Source organism: Streptomyces sp. NPDC051041, from assembly GCF_044456065.1.
In the GTDB taxonomy this organism is placed as follows: domain Bacteria; phylum Actinomycetota; class Actinomycetes; order Streptomycetales; family Streptomycetaceae; genus Streptomyces; species Streptomyces glaucus.
On the sequence record NZ_JBITFM010000001.1, the window covers coordinates 232,693 to 253,943 of the forward strand.

Sequence of the window (21,251 nt, forward strand, 5' to 3'; positions counted from 1 at the left end):
TAAACGGAGCGTCGGTGCGCCCCGCTACGGGACCTTCCCCGACCGTCGCCGGTGACGCGCCGAGTGCCACCCGCGCCTGCCGGGACACCGTCGGCGCCCTGCCGGGCGGCGTGGAAGGGCCGGCCGGAGGCGGAGCGGTACGGCCTCGACCGGGTCTGCGGCGCCTTCGACCTGGGCTGCCGGGGGCCGAAGTCCAGCCGGCCGACGATGCCGGACCCGTACGCGCCGGAGGCGTTCCGGCGCCTGATGCACGGCGGGGAGCGGGACAAGCCGCCGGTGGCCGGCTGGGACGAGCCGGGCGACGGCTCGGTCCTCGACGCCGTCCGGGAGGCGGGCGAGGAACCGGCCGACGTCATCGCCGACACCGCCGGGTCCCGGCGGGCGTACGGCAGGTGCGTCCGGTACTCGTTGACCGGCCTCGTCCGGTGGCTGGAGCGCTGCGGCGCCGGCGGCACCGTCCCGGTCCTCCTCGGCGACCGCCGGCCCGTCGCCCGGGCCGGCGGCAACCGCGCGAGCCGGGACGTGCCGGTGCCGGTCGTCGCCGGGGACCCGGAAGCGCCGGACCGGATCGCCGGCCGGGGCTGGGCGGAGGGGGTGCGGTCCGCGAAGGACGCGCCCGGGGGGAGGACGAGCGCCTTCGGCGGCCGCTTCCCGGCCGCCTACGGCTCTGCCCCGCACCTCTCGGGGCCGACCGGCCCCCGAGGGGTGCGGCTCCGCGCGGCCGGTCAGCCGCCCGACGTGTCCAGCTCCGCGTCCTCCCCCACGCCCGCGCAGTCGTAGGGGTCCTTCAGCCAGCCGTCCGGCAGCACCACCCGGTTGTTGCCGGACGTGCGGCCGCGGGGGCCGTCGGCGCCGGCGGGCCAGGGCTGGTCGAGGTCCAGCTGGTCCAGTCCGGCCCGCAGCTCCTCCAGCGAGGAGGTGACCGCGAGCTTCTTGCGCATCTCGGAGCCGACCGCGAAACCCTTCAGGTACCAGGCGACGTGCTTGCGGAAGTCGACGACCCCGCGCTGCTCGTCGCCGAGCCACTCGCCGAGCAGGGTGGCGTGCCGCACCATGACGTCGGCCACCTGGCGCAGGGCGGGGCGGGCGACCTCGTCCGGCCGGCCCTCGAAGGCGGCCACCAGGTCGGCGAACAGCCACGGCCGGCCCAGGCAGCCGCGGCCCACGACCACCCCGTCGCAGCCGGTCTCGCGCACCATCCGCACCGCGTCCTCGGCCGACCAGATGTCGCCGTTGCCGAGCACCGGGATCTCCGGGACGTGCTCCTTCAGGCGGGCGATGGCCTCCCAGTCGGCGGTGCCGCCGTAGTGCTGGGCGGCCGTGCGGCCGTGCAGGGCGATGGCGGTGACGCCCTCCTCGACGGCGATCCGGCCGGCGTCGAGGTAGGTGAGGTGGTCGTCGTCGATGCCCTTGCGCATCTTCATCGTCACCGGCAGGTCGCCGGCGCCGCTGACGGCCTCGCGCAGGATCGCCCGCAGCAGGTTCCGCTTGTAGGGCAGGGCGGAGCCGCCGCCCTTCCGGGTGACCTTCGGGACCGGGCAGCCGAAGTTGAGGTCGATGTGGTCGGCGAGGTCCTCCTCCGCGATCATGCGGACGGCCTTGCCGACGGTGGCCGGGTCGACGCCGTACAGCTGGATCGAACGGGGGCGCTCGCTGGCGTCGAACTTGATCAGCTGCATGGTCTTGTCGTTGCGTTCGACCAGCGCCCGGGTCGTGATCATCTCGCTCACGAACAGGCCCTTGCCGCCGCTGAACTCCCGGCACAGCGTGCGGAAGGGCGCGTTGGTGATGCCGGCCATCGGCGCGAGGACGACGGGGGGCCGGACCGTGTGGGGACCGATCTGCAAGGGGGGCACGGGCTGGGACATTCCTCCATTGTCACGTACGCCGGCCGGTGCCCGTCCCCGGCCTGTGGACAACCCGGGCGGGCGGCCGGGCCGGATCCGGGCCCGGCGGCGGACCGCACGCAGGTCATTAGTTAACCGCACTATCGAAATGCGCGTACGATGAGAGCCATGCCCGAGCTCAGTCACCGCCGGCGTCTGCTCGTGCTCGCGATCTGCTGCATGAGCCTGCTGATCGTGAGCCTCGACAACACCGTCCTCAACGTCGCCCTGCCCGCCATGCAGCGCGAGCTGCACGCGGACACGGCCGGGCTCCAGTGGGCGATCGACGCGTACACGCTGGTCCTGGCCTCGCTGCTGATGCTGGCGGGCTCCACGGCCGACCGGATCGGGCGCAAGCGGGTCTTCATGGCGGGCCTGGCCGTCTTCACCCTCGGCTCGCTGCTGTGCTCCCTGGCGCCGGACCTCCAGTCGCTGGTGGCGTTCCGGGCGGTGCAGGCGGTGGGCGGCTCGATGCTCAACCCGGTCGCCATGTCGATCATCACCAACACCTTCACCGACCCGCGCGAACGGGCCCGGGCCATCGGGGTGTGGGGCGCGGTGGTCGGCATCTCGATGGCCGCCGGGCCGCTGGTGGGCGGGCTGCTGGTGGAGTCGGTCGGCTGGCGCTCGATCTTCTGGGTCAACCTGCCGGTGGGGCTCGCGGCGCTGCTGCTCACCCTGCGCTTCGTCCCCGAGTCGCGCGCTCCGAAGGCCCGCCGCCCCGATCCGCTCGGGCAGCTGATGGTGGTCGCGCTGTTCGGCTCGCTGACGTACGCGATCATCGAGGCGCCGACCGCGGGGCCCGCGACGGCGGTGCCGTTCGCCGCGGTCGCGTTCGCCGCGCTGCTCGGTCTGCTGGTCTACGAGCCGCGCCGCGCCGAGCCGCTGATCGACCTGCGGTTCTTCCGGTCGGCGCCGTTCAGCGGGGCCACCGTCATCGCGGTCGGCGCGTTCGCCGCGCTGGGCGGCTTCCTGTTCCTGTCGACGCTGTACCTGCAGAACGTGCGCGGGCTCAGCGCCCTGCACGCGGGGCTGTGGATGCTGCCGATGGCCGTGCCGACCTTCCTGTGCGCCCCGCTGGCCGGCCGCCTGGTCGCCGCCCGGGGCCCGCGGCTGCCGCTGCTGGTCGCGGGCTGCGCGATGACCGCGAGCGGTGTGCTGTTCGCCGCGTTCGAGGCGGAGACCTCGAACGTCACGCTGTTCCTCGGGTACGTCCTGTTCGGCGTCGGCTTCGGCTGCGTCAACGCGCCCGTCACCGACACCGCCGTCTCCGGCATGCCCCGCGCGCAGGCCGGGGTCGCCGCCGCCGTCGCCTCCACCAGCCGCCAGCTCGGCCAGACCCTCGGCGTCGCGGTGGTCGGCGCGGTGCTGGCGGCGGGGGTCGGCTCGTCCTCCTACCGGGACGTCTTCGTCGCCGCCGCCCGCCCCGGCTGGTGGATCCTCGCCGGGTGCGGCCTGGCCGTCCTCGTCCTGGGCGTCCTGACGACCGGCCCGTGGGCCCGCCGCACCGCGGAGCGCGCCGCCGAGCGCCTGCGGCCGGCGGAGGTGCGCGAGGCGGCGGGCGCAGGCTCCTCCTCCTGACCCGTACGGCGGCTTCCCGGCCCGTACGGCGGACTCCCGGCCCCACGGCGGGCTCCCGGCCCCACGACGGAGGGGAGGACCGGCGGTCCGGTCCTCCCCTCGGTTCCGTCCGCCCCGGAGGTCACCGCCCCGGCACGGGCATCGCGTCGGCCACCTTCGGCCAGCGCTTCATGACGGCTCCCTCCACGTACGGCAGGGCCCGCTGGCCGGCCAGGGCCAGGGCGATGGCCGCGGCCACGCCCACCCAGGCGAGGGGGCCGAGCGGGGTGCAGCCGAACAGGCGGCTCGCCCCGGGCGTCTGCACCAGGGCGACCAGCGCGGCGGCCGAGCCCAGCGAGGTGGCCCGCACCAGGTTGCTGCCGCGGCGGTCGGCGAGCGTCTGGGCGAGCTGCGTGCCGACCACGGCGCACAGGGCCATCGTCGTCGAGCGGCGTGCCGTGCCGGGCGTGAACCGGCCGAACAGCCAGGCGGCGGTCGCGCCGAGGCAGGTCGTCAGCGCCCGGTGCCGGATCTGCCGGATCAGCGGCTCGCCCAGGACCGCCGTGCCCAGGGGTTCGTCCGTGCCGGCGGCCGCCGTGCTCTCGCCGTCCTCCGTCTCCCCGGCCTCCTGGGGCGTCACCGCCACCGCCATCGCCGGGAACAGGTCCGTGAACAGGTTCACCAGCAGCATCTGCCGGGTGGACAGCGGCGCGGCGCCGGACAGCACGGTGCCGACGATGCCGAAGCCGACCTCGCCCGCGTTGCCGCCGATCAGGATGGCGATGGCGTCGGCGACGCTGTGCCACAGGGCGCGGCCCTCCTGGACCGCGTCCACCAGCACCAGCAGGTCGTCCCCGGTGACGACGAGGTCGGCGGCGTTGCGCGCGGCGGCCGAGCCGCGGGCGTGGATGCCGACGCCGATGTCGGCGGCGCGGATGGCCGCGGCGTCGTTGGCGCCGTCGCCCACCATGCCGACCACCCGGCCCGCGTCCCGCAGCGACTCCACGACCTGGAGCTTCTGCTCGGGCGCGACCCGGGCGACGACGTCGGCGTCGCGCAGCATCCGGGAGCGCGCCGACCGGTCCGCGGCGGCGAGTTCGTCGCCGGTGACCACGTTCGCGTCCTCCGGCCAGCCCAGCTCGGCGGCGATGGCGCGGGCGGTCTGCGGGTGGTCGCCGGTCAGCACCACCGGCCGCACGCCCGCCTCGCGCAGTCCGCGCACCAGGTCCGGGGACGTCTCCCGGGCCACGTCCGCCAGCGCGAGCAGCCCGGCGAACCCCAGCTCCAGCTCCTCCAGGGGCCGTTCCAGGACCTCCGCCGGGTTCTCGTCCGGCCGCAGCGGGCGCTCGGCCACCGCGAGCACGCGCAGGCCGTCGGCGGCCAGCGCGTGCGCCGTGTCGGAGGCGTGGGAGGGCAGGCCGGCGCAGGCGGGCAGCACCGTCTCCGGGGCCCCCTTGACCACGAGGACCGGGGAGCCGTCCCCGGCGCGGCCCACGGCGGCGGCGTACCCGCGGGAGGTCTCGAACGGCAGGCCCTCGTCCTGGGTCCACCGCGGGTCGGGTCCGGCGGCGTCCAGCACCGCCTCGTCGGTGGCGTGCGTCGGCCGGGTGGCGGAGTCGCCGTTCAGCCGCGGGCAGGCGCGCGCCGCGGCCCGTACGACGTCGGCGATCTCGGGGGCGTCCACCGGGTGGACCGTGCCCCCGGTGTCGGAGACCCGCACCAGGCGCAGCCGGTTCTCGGTGAGGGTGCCGGTCTTGTCGAAGCAGATGGTGTCCATGCGGCCCAGCGCCTCCAGGGTGCGCGGGGTGCGCACCAGGGCGCCGCGGCGGCCGAGCCGGCGGGCCGCCGCGAGCTGCGCCACCGTCGCCACCAGCGGCAGTCCCTCGGGGACGGCGGCCACCGCGACCGCCACGCCGCCGCTGACCGCCTCCCGGATGGGCGTGCCGCGCAGCAGCGAGATCCCGGTCACCGCGGCCCCGCCCGCCAGGGTCAGCGGCAGTGCCTTGCGGGTGAGCTCCTGGAGCCTGGCCTGGACCCCGGCGGCCGACGGCGTGCGCGCGGCGAGGGAGACGGCGCGGGCGGCCTCGGTGCGCTCGCCGGTGTCCACGACGACGGCCCGGGCGCGGCCGGCGACCACGGTCGTGCCCTCGAAGACCATGCAGTGCCGCTCGGCCACGGGCGCGGACGGCGTCGGGTCGGTGCACTTGTCCACCGGCAGGGACTCGCCGGTCAGCGCGGACTCGTCGACCTCCAGGCCGTCCTCCCACAGCAGCCGGGCGTCGGCGGGCACGACGTCGTCCGTCTTCAGCTCGATGATGTCGCCGGGGCTGAGCTTGGCGGCGTCCACGAGGTGCGGCTCGCCGGGGGCGTCCGGCGCCGCCTCGTCGGTGACCCGGGCCTTCTGCTTCTGCTGGGCCAGCAGCCCGGCCAGCGCCCGCTCGGCCCGCAGCCGTTGCACGCCGCCGACCAGCGCGTTCAGGTCGAGCGCGCCGACCACCAGCAGGGCGTCCACGACGGAGCCGAGGATGGCCTCCGCGGCCGAGCCGACCGCGAGGACCGGGGTGAGCGGGTCGTCGAGTTCGTTGCGCACGGCCCGCGCCAGGTCGACCGCGCCCTTGACCGGTTTCAGCGCGGGCACCCGGCCGGCCCGGCCGGCCAGCGCGCGCAGCCGCGCGGTCGCCTGCTCGGCGTAGGACGGCTCGTGCTCCTGCGCCGTCTCGTGGGCCAGTCGCTCGCGCACGTCCTCGGGGTCCAGCTCGTGCCAGGCCACCCGGGCCCGGGGGTGCGGGGGGCGGGCGAACGCCACGCCGAGGGCCGCGCGCGCCCCGGACAGCAGGGCCGCCGCGGCGGCCACGTCGACCGGCGCGTGCCGCAGCCCGGGCAGCGGTGTGCCGTCGCGCCGCCGGGACTCGCCGACGGCCACGAGCAGTCCGGACAGCGCGGCGCCCGAGCGGGCCAGGACCTGCGACCGGCGTCCGACCCCGCGGGCCGCCGGCACCGCCCGCAGCAGCCGCCACACGTCGGCCAGGCCGTTCGGCGCGAGCACGTCCGCGCTCCACGCCACCGGGCAGGTCCCGTCGGCCAGGGCGATGGCCACGTCGCCGGCGAGCAGCCCGGACAGCGTCTCGCCGTCGTCGCCCGGCAGGGGCCGTACGACGGTGACGACGCCGCCGCCCTCCTCGCGCAGCTCGCGCACCACCTCGGCGAGCGGCCGGTCCGCGCCGGCCATCTGGTCGGCGAGCCCGCTGAAGTCGGCCAGTGCCGGGTCCTCCACCATCACCACGCGCAGCCCGGCGCGGCGCGCCGCGTCCAGGACGGGCTCGGCCCACGGGTCGGCGCCCGCGCCGGGGGTGCGCAGCGCGCTCGGGTGCAGGACGACGGTGCCGGCCATCTCCAGCTGCCGCAGCCGTTCCGGGGCGCGCACCAGCATGCCCGTGCGGGACAGCGCGCCGCTGAGGACGGCGTGGAAGGCGGCGGGCCCGTACCGGGCGGCCTTGGGCGAGCCGGCGAGCACCGCCTCGGCCGCCTCGGCCACCTCGTGCTTGACGAGCAGCGTCGCCACCGCGCCCAGCACACTGCCGGTCGAGGCGTGGGCGGCGTACTCCTGTGCGGGGGAGGTGCGCAGCGGCGGGCGCAGGGCGGGGTCGCCGGCCAGGCTGTCCCGGTCCGGTGCGCACAGCCGGTCGTGCACCACTTCGAACTCGGCCGAACGGGCCACCGCGTCCGCCAGCTGGCAGGTGCGCAGGGCCGCGTCCAGCACCAGCGAGGTCGGGCTCTGCCCGGCGCCGTGCACGACCGCGTTGGCGGCGGCCAGCACCAGTTCCATCCGGGTGTCGCCGAGCCGGGCGCGCAGCCAGGCCCGGAAGGCGGGGTTCTCCCGCAGCAGCGTCACCACGGCGGTCACCAGCCGCGGCGTCGCCGGCAGGCGCAGCGCGGACGCGGCCGTCGCCGCCGCGGTGCCCAGCGCGTCGGCCGCGAACGCCGCCACGGCCGTGCGCACCGCGGTCGGGTCGCCCGGGTGGACGAGTCCCTCGACGTCGTCGGCCGCGTCGGCCCGCACCAGCCCGTGCCGTTCGGCCAGCGCGGTGGCCCGCTCCACCACCCGGTCGCCGAGCGCCTCCTCGGTCGCGGTCACCACCAGCCGGGACAGTCCGCTGTCCCAGTACGCGAGCGCCACGTCCGGGTGTTCGGCCAGCGCCGCCGCCACCCGCCGCGCCGTCTTCTCCAGCCCGTCCGCGCCCCGTGCCCGGTCGTTCCCGGCGGCCGGCCCGAGGGCGAGGTGGGCCCGCGCCCCGGCCCGCCAGTCCCGGGTGCCGCCCGGCAGCGCGGCGCGGGCGACCCGCGCCGCGCGCGCCGCGAAGTCCGCGCCGCGCACTCCGGCCCGCGCCGTCCCGGCCACCGCCCCGGCGGCCATGCCCGCCGCGGGCGCGGCGCCGCGTGCGAGCAGCCGGGGCCCGGCCAGCACGAACCCGGCCGCGGAGTCCCGCGTCAGCGTCAGAAGTCCGCCCATCTCTCGCCCTCAGCCTGTCTTCCGGGAACCTCACCCTGCGGAGCACCACTCTCCGGAAGGTTCGTGTTCCCGCACCGGGGAGGGTCATCCCGCCGATGCGGCAGTCCTTTCCGACGCGATCGCGCGCGGCCGCCGCAGCCGTTCCCCGGTCCCCTCGTCGGCCGGCGCGTACGTCGCCGTCCGCGGGCCCGCCCCGGGCGACGGGCCGGGGCCGGCGGGCGGGGGCGCCCCCTACGCCCGCAGCCCCCGCACGATCAGGTCCACCACGGCCGCGAACTCCGCCTCGGCCGCCGGCCGCTCCCACTCCCGCGCGTGGCAGGGGTCGTGGAAGCGGACGGTGGCCTGGAAGACCGCGCCGGCCGCGGCGGCCGGGTCGGCGGCGGCGAAGGTGCCGTCCGCCGTGCCCGCCTCGATGATCCGGGTCAGCTGCGCGGTCAGGTCGGCGAGGTGCTCGCCGACCGCCGTGCCGCTCTCGGCGGTCAGCACCGAGTAGGTGGCGAACAGCTCCGGGTCGTCGCCCGCCTTGCGGCGCTTGGCGTCGAACAGGGCGGCGAGCCAGTCCCGCAGCCGGCTCTCCGCGTCGCGGTCCGCGGCGGCGATCCCGGACAGCGCCTCGGAGGTCCGGTCCAGCCACCGTTTGGTGACCGCCTCCCGCAGCGCCGCCTTCGTGCGGAAGTGCCGGTAGACGCTGCCGTGGCTGACGCCGAGCGCGCGGGCCACGTCCACCACGGTGGCCTTGGCCGGTCCGTGGCGGCGCAGCACCTCCTCGGTCGCTTCGAGGATGCGCTCGGCGGTCAGGGTCTCGGAGGTCGGTGCCATGCCAAGACCGTACCCAACGGCCGGATCAGCGTTCGACCTGCGCCAGCTGGGCGGCGGCGTAGCGCTCGCCGGCCGCTGCGCCGGGCGGCACGGCCTCCTCGACGGCGGCGAGGTCGGCCTCGTCCAGCGTCACGTCCAGCGCGCCCAGCGCCTCGGCGAGCCGGTCGCGGCGCCGGGCGCCCACGAGCGGCACGATGTCCTCGCCGCGCGACAGCACCCAGGCGATGGCGATCTGCGCGACGGTGACGCCCTTGCCCTCGGCGACCTTGCGCAGCGCCTCGACGAGGCTCAGGTTGTGCCGCAGGTTCTCGCCCTGGAAGCGCGGCGAGTGGGCCCGGAAGTCGTTCGGCGCGAGCTGCCGGTCCTGGGCGAAGTGCCCGGAGATCAGCCCGCGGGACAGGACGCCGTACGCGGTGATGCCGATGCCCAGTTCGCGGGTGGCCGGCAGGATCTCGTCCTCGATGCCGCGGGAGATCAGGCTGTACTCGATCTGGAGGTCGGCGATCGGGGCGGTGGCGGCGGCCCGGCGGATCGTCCGCGCGCCGACCTCGCTCAGGCCGATGTGGCGCACGTACCCCTTCTCGACCAGTTCCGCGATCGCGCCGACCGTCTCCTCGATCGGCACGTCGGGGTCGAGCCGGGCGAGCCGGTAGACGTCGATGTGGTCCACGCCCAGGCGCTGGAGCGAGTAGGCGGCGAAGTTCTTCACCGCGGCGGGGCGGCCGTCGTATCCCGACCAGCCGCCGTCCGGGTCGCGCAGGGCGCCGAACTTCACGCTGACCAGGGCCTGTTCGCGGCGGGCGGCGGGCGCGGTGCGCAGGGCCTCGCCGATCAGCAGTTCGTTGTGGCCCATGGCGTAGAAGTCGCCGGTGTCGAGCAGGGTGACGCCGGCCTCCAGCGCGGCGTGGACGGTGGCGATCGACTCGGCGCGGTCCGCCTCGCCGTACAGCGCGGACATGCCCATGCAGCCGAGGCCGAGGGCGGAGACCTGGGGGCCGGTGGTTCCGAGGGAACGGGTTTGCATGAGGACTCCTGGGGATGCCGTGAAGGTGACCTGCTTCCCAGCCTGGCACGACAGCTGACAGATTTCAATATCTGTCAGCTGTTACTTGTCATCCCTCGTCCGCGGTCCGCCGCCGCGCCGTTCCCGGACGCGCGAAGGCCCCCGGCGCGGATCCACGGGGTGGGTCCGTACCGGGGGCCTGTCGGCGCGGGACCGGCTAGCAGCCGATCAGGCGGCTGGCGAGGTAGCCCTCGATCTGGTCCAGCGACACGCGCTCCTGCTTCATCGAGTCCCGCTCGCGCACGGTCACGGCGTTGTCGTCCAGCGTGTCGAAGTCGACGGTCACGCAGTACGGCGTGCCGATCTCGTCCTGGCGGCGGTAGCGGCGGCCGATCGCGCCGGCGTCGTCGAACTCGATGTTCCAGTGCTGGCGCAGGGCCTGCGCGAGGCCCTTGGCCTTCGGCGACAGCTCCGCGTTGCGGGACAGCGGGAGCACCGCGACCTTCACCGGGGCGAGGCGGTGGTCGAGCCGCAGCACGGTCCGCTTCTCCAGCTTGCCCTTGGCGTTGGGCGCCTCGTCCTCGACGTAGGCGTCGAGCAGGAAGGCGAGCATGGTGCGGCCGACACCGGCCGCGGGCTCGATGACGTACGGAGTCCAGCGCTCGCCGGCCTCCTGGTCGAAGTAGGACAGGTCCTGGCCGGAGGCCTTGGCGTGGGACGACAGGTCGTAGTCGGTGCGGTTGGCGACGCCCTCCAGCTCGCCCCACTCGCTGCCGCCGAACTGGAAGCGGTACTCGATGTCGGCGGTGCGCTTGGAGTAGTGGGAGAGCTTCTCCTTGGGGTGCTCGTACCAGCGCATGTTCTCCTCACGGAGACCCAGGCCGGTGTACCAGTTCCAGCGCTGCTCCATCCAGTACTCGTGCCACTTCTCGTCCTCGCCCGGCTTGACGAAGAACTCCATCTCCATCTGCTCGAACTCGCGGGTGCGGAAGATGAAGTTGCCGGGCGTGATCTCGTTGCGGAACGACTTGCCCATCTGGGCGATGCCGAACGGCGGCTTGCGGCGCGAGGTGGTCTGCACCTGGGCGAAGTTGGTGAAGATGCCCTGCGCGGTCTCGGGGCGCAGGTAGGCGATGGAGCCGGAGTCCTGCGTCGGGCCGAGGTGGGTGGACAGCAGGCCGGAGAACTGCTTGGGCTCGGTGAACTGGCCCTTGGTGCCGCAGTTGGGGCAGTTGATGTCGGCCAGGCCGTGCTCGGGGGCGCGGCCCTTCTTCTCCTCGTAGGCCTCTTCCAGGTGGTCGGCGCGGAACCGCTTGTGGCAGGAGGTGCACTCGGTGAGCGGGTCGGTGAAGGTGGCGACGTGGCCGGAGGCGACCCAGACCTCGGGGGCCAGGATCACGGACGAGTCGATACCGACCACGTCCTCGCGCGACGTCACCATGTAGCGCCACCACTGGCGCTTGATGTTCTCCTTGAGCTCGACACCCAGCGGACCGTAGTCCCAGGCGGCGCGCTGACCGCCGTAGATCTCACTACAGGGGAATACGAAGCCACGGCGCTTGCTCAGGCTGACGATGGTGTCGATCTTGTCGGCGGCCACGGTGCTCTCTTCATTACGACGACGGGCGTTGAAGCGAGACGCTTCACAGCGAATGCCTCAGCGTACCGGCGGGAACTGGCCCGCTTCCAAATCGGTCCGCCCCATGGGCCCCCGGGCCCTTTGTTGACAACGGTTTCCACATTTGTTGAAAATGACTGTCATGAACGTACGACGACGCCAGATATCCGGCATAGCGGTCACCGCCGCCGCCACCCTCGCCCTCGGAACCCTCACCGCCTGCTCCGGCGACAGCTCGGCGGCGGGCGGCGCGGGCAACACGGACAAGTTCGACGTCGTCGCGTCGTTCTACCCGATGCAGTTCCTCGCCGAGCGGATCGGCGGGGACCACGTGCACGTCACCACCCTCACCGAACCCGGCCAGGAGCCGCACGACCTGGAGCTGAGCACCAGGCAGACCGCCGAACTCGGCGAGGCCGACGCGGTGCTGTACCTCAAGAGCCTCCAGCCGGCCGTCGACGAGGCCGTCGCCCAGTCCGGGGTCGGGACGAAGATCGACGCCGCCGCCCTGACCACCCTGGAGGACCACGGCGACGTCGAGCACAGCCACGAGGGCGAGGAGGCCCACGCCGAGGAGGGGCACGCCGAGGAGCACTCCGAGGAGGCCCACGCCGAGGAGCACTCCGAGGAGGAGCACGCCCTCGACCCGCACGTCTGGCTCGACCCGGTGAAGTACGCCGAGATCGCCGAGGGCGTCGCCGAGGCCTTCCAGAAGGCCGACCCGGACCACGCCGCGGACTACCGGAAGAACGCCGCCGCCCTCACCCGCGAGCTGGACGAGCTCGACACCCGCTACGCGGACGGCCTGAAGAACACGAAGACCAAGGTCTTCTTCACCAACCACGCCGCCTTCGGCTACCTCGCCGAGCGCTACGGCCTGACCCAGGAGGCCATCTCCGGCCTCGACCCGGAGAGCGAGCCCAGCCCGGCCCGGATCAAGGAGCTCCAGGAGGAGGCCAGGGCCGACGGCGTCACCACCGTCTTCTACGAGACACTGGTGTCCGACAAGACCGCGAAGACCCTCGCCCGGGACGCGGACCTGAAGACGGATGTCCTCGACCCGCTGGAGGGCATCACCGACAAGTCCGAGGGCGACGACTACTTCCAGGTCATGGAATCGAACCTCGAGGCGCTCCAGCAGGCCCTGGGAGCCAAGTGACCGACCATCGGAGGGCGGCATGACCGAGCCCGTCATATCCCTGCGCGGCGTCCGCGCCGAGCTGGGTTCGCGCCCCGTCCTGCGCGGCATCGACCTCACCGTGCACCGCGGCGAGGTCGTCGCGCTGCTCGGCGCGAACGGCTCCGGCAAGTCGACGGCCGTGCGCAGCGTCATCGGGCAGGTGCCGGTCAGCGCCGGCGAGATCGAGTTGTTCGGCACGCCCCGCAGGCGCTTTCGCGACTGGGCGCGCGTGGGCTACGTCCCGCAGCGCACCACCGCCGCGGGCGGCGTGCCCGCCACGGTGAACGAGGTGGTCTCCTCGGGCCGCCTCTCGCGCACCCGCTTCGGCGTCTTCCGCAAGGCCGACCGCGCGGCCGTGCGCCGCGCCCTGGACCTGGTCGGCATGGCGGACCGGGCGAAGGACTCGGTGGGCGCCCTGTCCGGCGGCCAGCACCAGCGTGTGCTGATCGCCCGCGCGCTCGCCCCCGAGCCCGAGCTGCTGATCATGGACGAGCCGATGGCGGGCGTCGACCTGGCCAGCCAGGAGGTGCTCGCGGACACCCTGCGCGAGCAGGTCGCCCAGGGCGCGACCGTCCTGCTGGTCCTGCACGAGCTGGGTCCCCTGGAGCCCCTGATCGACCGGGCGGTCGTCCTGCGCGACGGCTGCGTGCTGCACGACGGCCCGCCCCCGAAGGCCGTCGGCCAGCACGCGCTGCCCGGCCACGACCACGTGCACCCGCACGCACCGGCGGGCGCCGAACCGATCCGCACGGGACTGCTGAGCTGATGGAGATCCTGAACTACGCCTTCATGCAGCGGGCCCTGCTCGCCGCCGTCCTGGTCGGCGTCACGGCCCCCGCCGTCGGCGTCTACCTGGTCCAGCGCCGCCAGGCCCTGATGGGCGACGGCATCGGCCATGTGGCGATGACCGGCGTCGGCCTCGGCTTCCTGCTGTCCTGGTCCCCGGTGTGGATGGCGACGCTGGTCTCCGTCCTCGGCGCGGTCCTCATGGAGCTGATCCGCTGGTACGGCCGCACCCGCGGCGACATCGCCCTCGCGATGCTCTTCTACGGCGGCATGGCCGGCGGCGTGATGTTCATCAACCTGGCGCCCACCGGCTCCAACGCGAACCTCACGTCGTACCTGTTCGGCTCCCTGTCGACGGTGAGCGAGTCGGACGTGACGGCGATCTGCCTGCTGGCCGCCTTCGTGGTCCTGGTCACCCTGGGCCTGCGCCGCCAGCTGTTCGCGGTCAGCCAGGACGAGGAGTTCGCGCGGGTGACCGGCCTGCCGGTGCGCGCCCTGAACCTGCTGACGGCGGTGACGGCGGCGGTGACGGTGACGGTCGCGATGCGCGTCGTCGGCCTGCTGCTGGTCTCGGCGCTGATGGTGGTCCCGGTGGCGGCGGCCCAGCAGCTGAGCCGCAGCTTCGCGGCCACGTTCGCGATCGCCGTCGCCATCGGCGTGACCGTGACCCTCAGCGGCACGATCACCTCGTACTACCAGGACGTGCCGCCCGGTGCGACGATCGTGCTGCTGACCATCGGCGCCTTCGTCCTGCTGACCGCGCTGGCCGCCCCGCTGGCCCGCCGGCGCGCGCGGGCGCTGGCCGCCGCCCAGCCCCCCGGCGACCCCGCGGAGTGCGCGATTCCGGCCAGCCGCGGGGCCGAGCGCGGGGCCGGTGTCTGACCGGGCTGGCACAATGGCCCGGCAGGACGCAGACGTGAGGAGGCAACCGGTGACGACCGCTGGACCGTCCGTGAAGGGCCGCGCCACCCGGCAGCGCGCCGCCGTGGCGGCGGCCCTCGAAGAGGTCGACGAGTTCCGCAGCGCGCAGGAACTCCACGACATGCTCAAGCACAAGGGCGACGCGGTCGGGCTCACCACCGTCTACCGCACGCTCCAGTCCCTCGCCGAGGCCGGCGAGGTCGACGTCCTGCGCACCTCCGACGGCGAGTCCGTCTACCGCCGCTGCTCCACCGGCGAGCACCACCACCACCTGGTCTGCCGCGGCTGCGGCAAGGCGGTCGAGGTGGCGGGCCCGGCCGTGGAGAAGTGGGCCGAGGCCATCGCCGCCGAGCACGGGTACGTGAACGTGGCGCACACGGTGGAGATCTTCGGCACGTGCGCGGAGTGCGCGGCGAAGTCGTAGCGCCCGGCGGACGCCGGGGGGCGCGGGCCCCCCGGGGTTCCCCTCCCCCTACTGCTGCCTGCCCTCCATCGCCAGCAACTCCTCGTTCGGGACGGCCCCGCCGAACCGCCGGTCGCGGGAGGCGAACTCGACACAGGCCCGCCACAGGTCGCGCCGGTCGAAGTCGGGCCACAGCACGTCCTGGAAGACCATCTCGGCGTACGCGCTCTGCCACAGCAGGTAGTTCGAGGTGCGCTGCTCCCCGCTCGGCCGCAGGAACAGGTCCACGTCCGGCATGTCCGGGTAGTACAGGTACTTGGCGAAGGTCTTCTCCGTGACCTTCGACGGGTCGAGCCGCCCCGCCCGCACGTCCTCGGCGATGGCCTGCGCGGCGTCCGCGATCTCCGCCCGGCCGCCGTAGTTCATGCAGAAGTACAGGGTGAGCCGGTCGTTGTCCTTGGTCTGCTCCTGGGCGACCTGGAGCTCCTTGGCCACCGACTTCCACAGCTTGGGCATCCGCCCCACCCAGCGCACCCGCACGCCCAGCTCGTCAAGCTGGTCGCGGGTCTTGCGGATGAAGTCCCGGTTGAAGTTCATCAGGAAGCGCACCTCGTCCGGGGACCGCTTCCAGTTCTCGGTGGAGAAGGCGTACAGGGAGATCGCCCCGACGCCCATCTCGATCGCGCCCTGCAGCACGTCCAGCACCCGCTCGGCGCCGACCTTGTGCCCCTCGGTGCGCGGCAGCCCGCGCTCCTTGGCCCACCGTCCGTTGCCGTCCATGACGATCGCCACATGGCTCGGGATCAGCTCCCCGGGGAGCTTCGGGGGCCGCGCGCCGGACGGGTGCGGCTCCGGCGTCCTGTACTCCCGGCGCTGACGCCCCAGGAACCCGCGTACGGCCATGTGCTTCTCGTCTCCTCAGACTCGCTTACTTTTCCACGTACCGAAGGGAGCGCAGACCGCGCTCCAGGTGCCAGTGCAGGTAGGCGGACACCAGCCCGCTGCCCTCCCGGACGTACCGCGGCTCGCACGCGTCCGCGGTCTCCCAGTCTCCCGTCAGCAGCGCCCCGAGCAGTTCCAGGGCCTGCGGCGACGGCACGACGCTGCCGGGCACCCGGCAGTCGACGCAGACCGAGCCGCCGGACGCCACCGAGAAGAACCGATTCGGCCCCGGCATGCCGCACCGGGCGCAGTCACCGAAGCTCGGGGCGTACCCGTTGACGGCGAGGGAGCGCAGCAGGAAGGCGTCCAGGACGAGGTGCGGGGCGTGCTCGCCGCGGGCGAGCGTGCGCAGCGCCCCGACCAGCAGCAGGTACTGCTGGACCGCCGGCTCCCCCTCGTGGTCGGTGAACCGCTCGGCGGTCTCCAGCATGGCCGTCCCGGCGGTGTAGCGGGCGTAGTCGGTCACGATCCCGCCCCCGTACGGGGCGATGGTCTCGCTCTGCGTGCACAGCGGCAGCCCGCGCCCGACCAGTTCGCTGCCCTTGGCGAAGAACTGCACGTCGACGTGGGAGAAGGGCTCCAGTCGCGCCCCGAACTTCGACTTGGTGCGCCGCACGCCCCGCGCCACGGCGCGTACCCGTCCGTGACCGCGGGTGAGCAGCGTGATGATCCGGTCCGCCTCGCCCAGCTTCTGGGTGCGCAGCACGATGCCGTCGTCGCGGAACAGACTCATGGCCCCATTCTCCCGCACGCCGGGCGTGCGCCGGGCCGCGCCCCGGGGACGGGCCCGGGGCGCGCGGCCTCGGCGCGGGAATCACGGGACCTCACCGCGGCTGCGGGCGTTCTCGTAGGCCGTCGCCGCGCTGAGCCGCTCGGCGAGGGTGGCGCGGCGCACGGCGCGCGGCTCCGCGTCCCACTCCTTTCCGCCTCCGTGCGGACGCAATTGCACATAGGGCCCCTCGTGGCCCATGACGATGCCGACCCGGCCCGTACACGTGTCCACGACGTACGCTCCGACGGGCGGCCTCATCGCAGCACCGCCGCGAGCCGCCGGGCGGTGTCCACCGAGCACCGGCCCAATTCGACGAGCGGACAGGGCGCCTCCCGCGCAAGACTCACCGGGTCCAACCCGAGCGACGGCAGAGTAATTCCGGCCTTCGCCAACGCTGTCCGCAATTCTTTCACCGTTTCCTCCGCTTCTTCGACGCGGTGCACCGAGTGCTGTGCCGTCACCGTGCTCCCCTTCCTTTTCCATTCTCATTCTTCCCGCCCCTGGAGTGCCGTCTCACTTCTACACTCAGCAGGCGCCCGCGCCCTACAAGTGCAAAGTTCAACAAGGGAGTTGCCCATGGCCAACGCTTCACGAATGGCGGCGTGGGAGCTCTTCGGAACGGAACCGAAACGCCGGCGCGAGAATGCGGGACTCGCCCGGGCCGGGCCAGGAGCACGGGTATTCGCGCCCGGCGGCCGCATCGGCCATTTCGAACAGGCGATTCGGAAGCCTCGGGTGGATGCGGCGCAGCGGATCGACGGGATACAGCAAACCGACGGTATTTTCGAGCGGCTGCGCCGCAAGCCGATTGTCGACCGGCGATACGCGGATTACTTCGCTCCGACGGCGAAGCCGGAGCGACTCGCGGTCAGGATCGGCGAGTTCGCGCCCGCGCTGATTCCCGGACCGCTGCGGACGGATACGTATGCGAGAGCCGCCACGGCGGCGATGAACCCGTGCGCGCCGGACGGGTCCGCCGAGGACGAGGTGTCCGGCCGCCCGGAGCGCGCGGACGTCCTCGAGGACGCTGCACGCCCCGTGCATCGGGTGTTCCTGCGCGAGGACGTACCGCGCATCCCGGTCGGCGGTCCGGCCGTCACGGCCGGGCGGTCGCAGCACGTCGCGGCACCGGCCAGGGAGCGGACGGTGTCGGCGCGGGCGCTGCCGTACGCGGCGGGGCGTCCTCCGGCATGACCGGTGACCTGCGGATCACGGGATTCGAGACGCGCCGCCAACGGCCCCCGCGGAAGCGGTGTATTCGGGGAATCCGCTGGACGATCCGACCGTGGGGGGCGCGGGCACGGTCGGCATACGATCCGCCCCGGGCCGCCGCGCCGTCGCCGGAGGCGTCCCTGGCCCCGGCCGGGTCGGCGGCGGAGGACTTCAGACGACGCGCGCGTACGCCCTGAGCAGCGCTCGCCGGCGCAGGAGCACCTACGGCGACGGAAACGGCGGCAACTGCGTCGAGGTCGCCGCCGGAGTCCCCGGCGCCGTCCCGGTCCGGGGCGGCAAGGCGGCCGCCGGTCCGGTGCCGGTGACCGGACCGGCGGCCCGGACGGAGTTCGTACGCGCCGTCGGCGCCCCCGTCCGCCGAGCGGTGGCTCGGGGCGGGGGCGGACGGTATGCCCCCACCCCGTCGGAGCGGTCCGGCCTGCCCGGAAGGCGCGGACGCGGTCCGGTGGGCGGACGCCGCGCTCCCGCGGAGAACGCCCCGGAGCCACCGGACGGCTCCTCCGCCGGCCGCCGGGCGGCCGGCTCGCCGTCAGTCCTGGCGGACGACGTTCGTGCCGGGGCCGCCGGAGAGGGTGTCCGTGCCGGGCCCCCCGTACAGCTCGTCGTTGCCGCTGTTGCCGTAGATCGTGTCGTTGCCGCTGTTGCCGTACAGGACGTCGTTGCCCGTGCCGCCGTAGAGGAAGTCGTTGCCCCGGCCGCCGTACAGGCGGTCGTCGTCGGCCTCGCCGTAGATCGTGTCGCTGCCGTCGCCGCCGGACAGGTCCTGGTCCCCCGCGCCGCCGTGGATCACGTCGTCGTCGGCGCCGCCGTCGACGGAGCCGCCCTCGCCGTCCGAGAAGATCACGTCGTCGCCGTCGCCGCCCTGCGCGATGGTGCCGTCGGCGGCGTGGATCATGTCGACGCCTTCGTCGCCGTACACGACTCCGGCGCTGCCGACCGTCAGATCGTCGTCGCCCGCCCCGCCCGAGACGGTGTTGCCGTCGGTGCTGCCGGCGTGGGTCGCCGTGTCGTTGCCGTCGCCCAGTTCGATCCGGGCGTGGTAGTAGGTCTGGCCGGTGGCGTTGCGGTAGGCGAGGGTGTCGTCGCCGTCGCCGAGTATCACGTCTAAGGTCGGGTACGGGTCCTGGCTCTCCGGGGTGGCGATCGTGCAGGAGACCTTGGTGCGGTCCGCGTCGTCCGGGTGGGCGCAGCCGTCCCCCGCGTCGATCGGCACCTCGTCGTCGATCACGTAGGTGATCTCGGTGCGTCCCTCGCTCGCCGACGCGTCGACGGTCACCTTGTTGGCCTGGCCCGGGGCGGCCGTGTAGACGATCGCCTGATCGTACGGGCGCAGAGCGGCGGTCGCCGACGGCGTCCCGGCGCCGGCCTGGCCCGCCAGGACGAGCGGAACGGCCAGCCCCGCGCCGAGAGCGAGCGTCAGCGCCGCCGCGGTACGGGATCCCCGGCGGCTGGCGTGGTGGGAGAACATGACACGGCCTCCATGAGGTGAACGGGTTCCTTACACCCGCATGTGACTGCCGGAGCGGACCGTCGGTTGCGTTCCGGCTCACCCGGGAACACGGCGGCGGCCCCCCGGCGCGGACCGCGGCGAAAGCGCTGACTAGGGGTGTTGACCCGGCCCTGCACGATGCGCCATCCGCCCGCAAGACGCCGTTCGACGTGAATTCACCGGAATGGGACGGATGTTCACCGAGGAGGGTCCGGAGTCGTGAGCGGCCGGCGCGCCGGGCGGGGAGAGGACCGGCGCGGCGCTGTTTCCGGGGCCCCTGGTCGTGGCGGTCCGTGCGCGGGACACGCACGGAGGGGGACACGTACGGAGGGGGACGGGCGCGGAGGGGGACGGGCGCGGGTGGGGACGGGCTGCGCGACGGTCCGGGGCGCGCGGAACCCGCCCGGGAGGGGGCGGCCGCGTCACCGGCAGGAGCGGAGCGGGCCCGGATCCGTGGTCCCCACCCCTACGGGACCCCTGTGGGGCAGACCCCCGCCCGGCACGGCCGCCGGCCGGATGGGCCCGGCCCCGGCGGTCCGGGAGGCTCCTCCCATGAAGCCGATCACGAGAACCGTCGCCCTCGCCTCCGCCTCCGCCGCCTTACTCGCCCTCGCCGCACCCCTGAACGCCTCCGGCGCGCCCGGCCCGTCCCGAGCCGCCGCCGCACCGCCCCTGTCCTGGGGGGCCTGCGAAGGCTCCGGCCTCGACCCCCGGCAGCGGTGCGCCACCGTCGAGGTGCCCCTGGACCACGCCCACCCGGACGGGCGGACCGTCGGCATCGCCGTCTCCCGGATCCCCGCCGAGAATCCCGGCGCCCGCCGCGGCGCGCTGCTGCTGATCCCCGGCGGTCCCGGCGGCAGCAGTCTGAACGACCCGTCGGGCAAGGGGCGGAAGCTGCCGCAGGAGGTGCGGGACGCCTACGACCTGATCGGGTTCGCGCCCCGCGGCAACGCCCCGTCCACCCCCGTCGACTGCGGGCTCGACCGCGCCGACCTCGCCCTGTCCAAGCTGCGGCCCTGGCCCGCCCCGGACGGGTCCGTCGACGAGAACATGGCCGTCGCCCGGCGCGTGTCCGCGGCCTGCGCGCGCAACGGCGGTGAGCTGGTCAAGCACATCAGCACCCCGGTCAACGCCCGCGACATCGACCGCATCCGGGCCGCCCTCGGCGAGCGGAGGATCTCCGCGTGGGGCGTGTCGTACGGCACGTACGTCGGCGCCGTCTACGCCCAGCTGTTCCCGCACCGCACCGACCGCATCGTGCTGGACAGCAACGACAACCCCGACCCGGTGCGGGTGCAGCGCGCCTGGCTCGCCGCGTACGAGACCGGTGTCGAGGACGTCTTCCCCCACTTCGCCGCCTGGGCGTCGGCGCCCGGCAACCCGGACCGGATCGCCGGGACGGCCGCCGAGGTCCGGCCGCTGTTCCTGGACCTCGCCGCCCGCCTGGACCGCGAGCCGATCCCCTGGCCGGGCGCCAACCCCGAGGAGCTGAACGGCAACGTGCTGCGCCAGACCATGCTGGACAGCCTGTACCGGCCCAGCGGCTACCCCACCCTGGCGAAACTGATCCGGGCGGCCCGCAGGGGCACCGTGCCGCCCGCCCCCCAGACCCCGCCGGAGGCGGCCCTGCAGAACGTCACCGCGGTCAGCGTCGCCACCGTCTGCAACGACGCCGCGTGGCCCGCGTCGGCCGCCGCCTACGAGCAGGACGTCGCCAGGAGCCGGGTCACCCACCCGCTCACCGCGGGCATGCCCCGCAACGCCCTGGTCTGCGCCGCCTGGCCGTACCCGCCGAAGGAGACGCCCGTGCGGATCACCGACCGGGGGCCGTCCGACGTCCTGCTCGTCCAGAACGAGCGGGACGTGGCCACCCCGCTGAGCGGCGCCCGGAAACTCCGCGCGGCGCTCGGCCGGCGTGCCGTCATGGTGACCGTGGACTCCACCGGCCACGGCGCCTACCTCGCCCACGGCAACGCCTGCGGCGACCGCGCCGTCTCCCGCTTCCTGGCCACCGGCGAGCGGCCCGCCGCGGACGTCCGCTGCCGCTGAGCGACGCTCCGTGACCGGACCGCGGCGCGCCCGCCGGCCCGCTCGTCCCCGTCGCCCGGCGAGGACGGGGCCGCGCGGGC

At 74.4% G+C, this 21,251-nt stretch carries 18 protein-coding genes and 1 pseudogene; 9 read left to right on the plus strand and 10 right to left on the minus strand.

All coding sequences use genetic code 11. The annotated features are described in order from the left end of the window. Positions 1-63 precede the first annotated feature (63 nt). Positions 64-780, plus strand: coding sequence for a hypothetical protein (locus ACIBAI_RS01070; RefSeq protein WP_399030295.1), 717 nt, complete (start codon positions 64-66; stop codon positions 778-780). On the opposite strand, the gene dusB is transcribed toward ACIBAI_RS01070, so the two are convergent. Further along, positions 726-1,868: a tRNA dihydrouridine synthase DusB gene (gene dusB / locus ACIBAI_RS01075; protein ID WP_399030296.1), complete on the minus strand. Its 1,143-nt coding sequence runs from the start codon at positions 1,866-1,868 to the stop codon at positions 726-728. The two genes, ACIBAI_RS01070 and dusB, sit on opposite strands and share 55 nt — an antisense overlap. A gap of 147 nt (positions 1,869-2,015) precedes the next feature. On the opposite strand from dusB, the gene ACIBAI_RS01080 reads away from it, so the two are divergent. Beyond that, positions 2,016-3,467 (plus strand): MFS transporter, encoded by a 1,452-nt coding sequence (locus tag ACIBAI_RS01080; protein WP_399030297.1) that lies wholly within the window; start codon positions 2,016-2,018, stop codon positions 3,465-3,467. A 121-nt stretch (positions 3,468-3,588) separates the two neighbouring features. Here the strand turns inward: ACIBAI_RS01080 and ACIBAI_RS01085 are convergent, their stop codons facing one another. The 4 genes from ACIBAI_RS01085 to ACIBAI_RS01100 all read right to left on the minus strand — a co-directional run bounded on the left by ACIBAI_RS01085 (position 3,589) and on the right by ACIBAI_RS01100 (position 11,378). Next, positions 3,589-7,956: an HAD-IC family P-type ATPase gene (locus ACIBAI_RS01085; protein WP_399030298.1), complete on the minus strand. Its 4,368-nt coding sequence runs from the start codon at positions 7,954-7,956 to the stop codon at positions 3,589-3,591. Between the two features lie 231 nt (positions 7,957-8,187). Next, positions 8,188-8,775 carry a TetR/AcrR family transcriptional regulator gene (locus tag ACIBAI_RS01090; RefSeq protein ID WP_399030299.1) on the minus strand — a complete coding sequence of 196 codons (588 nt, stop codon included), beginning with the start codon at positions 8,773-8,775 and terminating at the stop codon, positions 8,188-8,190. 25 nt (positions 8,776-8,800) lie between these two features. Next, positions 8,801-9,799, minus strand: a complete 999-nt coding sequence (locus ACIBAI_RS01095) for an aldo/keto reductase (protein WP_399030301.1) — start codon at positions 9,797-9,799, stop codon at positions 8,801-8,803. 196 nt (positions 9,800-9,995) lie between these two features. Then, positions 9,996-11,378, minus strand: a complete 1,383-nt coding sequence (locus ACIBAI_RS01100; RefSeq protein ID WP_399030302.1) for a glycine--tRNA ligase — start codon at positions 11,376-11,378, stop codon at positions 9,996-9,998. Positions 11,379-11,538: 160 nt separating this feature from the next. Here ACIBAI_RS01100 and ACIBAI_RS01105 point away from each other — a divergent pair, with 160 nt between their 5' ends. Genes ACIBAI_RS01105 through ACIBAI_RS01120 form a run of 4 tightly spaced genes read left to right on the plus strand, consistent with a single transcriptional unit; the run spans position 11,539 to position 14,707 of the window. Continuing rightward, on the plus strand, positions 11,539-12,555 hold the full coding sequence (locus ACIBAI_RS01105; RefSeq protein ID WP_399030304.1) for a zinc ABC transporter substrate-binding protein: 1,017 nt from the start codon (positions 11,539-11,541) through the stop codon (positions 12,553-12,555). Between the two features lie 19 nt (positions 12,556-12,574). Next, a complete protein-coding gene (locus ACIBAI_RS01110) occupies positions 12,575-13,342 on the plus strand; it encodes a metal ABC transporter ATP-binding protein (RefSeq protein WP_399030305.1) in 768 nt (255 codons plus the stop codon). Further along, the gene (locus ACIBAI_RS01115; RefSeq protein ID WP_399030306.1) at positions 13,342-14,244 is read left to right on the plus strand and encodes a metal ABC transporter permease; all 903 of its coding nucleotides are present in this window, start codon (positions 13,342-13,344) and stop codon (positions 14,242-14,244) included. The genes ACIBAI_RS01110 and ACIBAI_RS01115 overlap by 1 nt, the downstream gene beginning before the upstream one ends. A gap of 49 nt (positions 14,245-14,293) precedes the next feature. Continuing rightward, positions 14,294-14,707, plus strand: a complete 414-nt coding sequence (locus tag ACIBAI_RS01120; protein ID WP_344601927.1) for a Fur family transcriptional regulator — start codon at positions 14,294-14,296, stop codon at positions 14,705-14,707. A gap of 48 nt (positions 14,708-14,755) precedes the next feature. Here the strand turns inward: ACIBAI_RS01120 and ACIBAI_RS01125 are convergent, their stop codons facing one another. The 4 genes from ACIBAI_RS01125 to ACIBAI_RS01140 all read right to left on the minus strand — a co-directional run bounded on the left by ACIBAI_RS01125 (position 14,756) and on the right by ACIBAI_RS01140 (position 16,861). After that, entirely contained in the window at positions 14,756-15,589 is an 834-nt protein-coding gene (locus tag ACIBAI_RS01125) for an isoprenyl transferase (protein WP_344601929.1), read from the minus strand. 25 nt (positions 15,590-15,614) lie between these two features. After that, entirely contained in the window at positions 15,615-16,361 is a 747-nt protein-coding gene (gene recO / locus ACIBAI_RS01130; protein WP_344601931.1) for a DNA repair protein RecO, read from the minus strand. A gap of 81 nt (positions 16,362-16,442) precedes the next feature. Further along, positions 16,443-16,658 carry a hypothetical protein gene (locus ACIBAI_RS01135; RefSeq protein WP_344601933.1) on the minus strand — a complete coding sequence of 72 codons (216 nt, stop codon included), beginning with the start codon at positions 16,656-16,658 and terminating at the stop codon, positions 16,443-16,445. Beyond that, the gene (locus tag ACIBAI_RS01140) at positions 16,655-16,861 is read right to left on the minus strand and encodes a hypothetical protein (protein WP_399030307.1); all 207 of its coding nucleotides are present in this window, start codon (positions 16,859-16,861) and stop codon (positions 16,655-16,657) included. Before ACIBAI_RS01140 ends, ACIBAI_RS01135 begins: the two co-directional genes overlap by 4 nt. Before the next feature lie 115 nt (positions 16,862-16,976). Here ACIBAI_RS01140 and ACIBAI_RS01145 point away from each other — a divergent pair, with 115 nt between their 5' ends. Both ACIBAI_RS01145 and ACIBAI_RS01150 read left to right on the plus strand, forming a co-directional pair. Continuing rightward, positions 16,977-17,594 carry a Scr1 family TA system antitoxin-like transcriptional regulator gene (locus tag ACIBAI_RS01145; RefSeq protein ID WP_399030308.1) on the plus strand — a complete coding sequence of 206 codons (618 nt, stop codon included), beginning with the start codon at positions 16,977-16,979 and terminating at the stop codon, positions 17,592-17,594. A gap of 91 nt (positions 17,595-17,685) precedes the next feature. After that, a pseudogene (locus ACIBAI_RS01150) lies at positions 17,686-17,964 on the plus strand (DUF397 domain-containing protein); the annotation flags it as partial. Between the two features lie 198 nt (positions 17,965-18,162). Here ACIBAI_RS01150 and ACIBAI_RS01155 read toward each other — a convergent pair. Further along, complete coding sequence (locus ACIBAI_RS01155) at positions 18,163-19,101, minus strand: calcium-binding protein (protein ID WP_399030309.1); 939 nt, start codon at positions 19,099-19,101, stop codon at positions 18,163-18,165. Between the two features lie 573 nt (positions 19,102-19,674). On the opposite strand from ACIBAI_RS01155, the gene ACIBAI_RS01160 reads away from it, so the two are divergent. Continuing rightward, positions 19,675-21,171, plus strand: a complete 1,497-nt coding sequence (locus ACIBAI_RS01160) for an alpha/beta hydrolase (RefSeq protein ID WP_399030310.1) — start codon at positions 19,675-19,677, stop codon at positions 21,169-21,171. Positions 21,172-21,251: the final 80 nt, after the last annotated feature.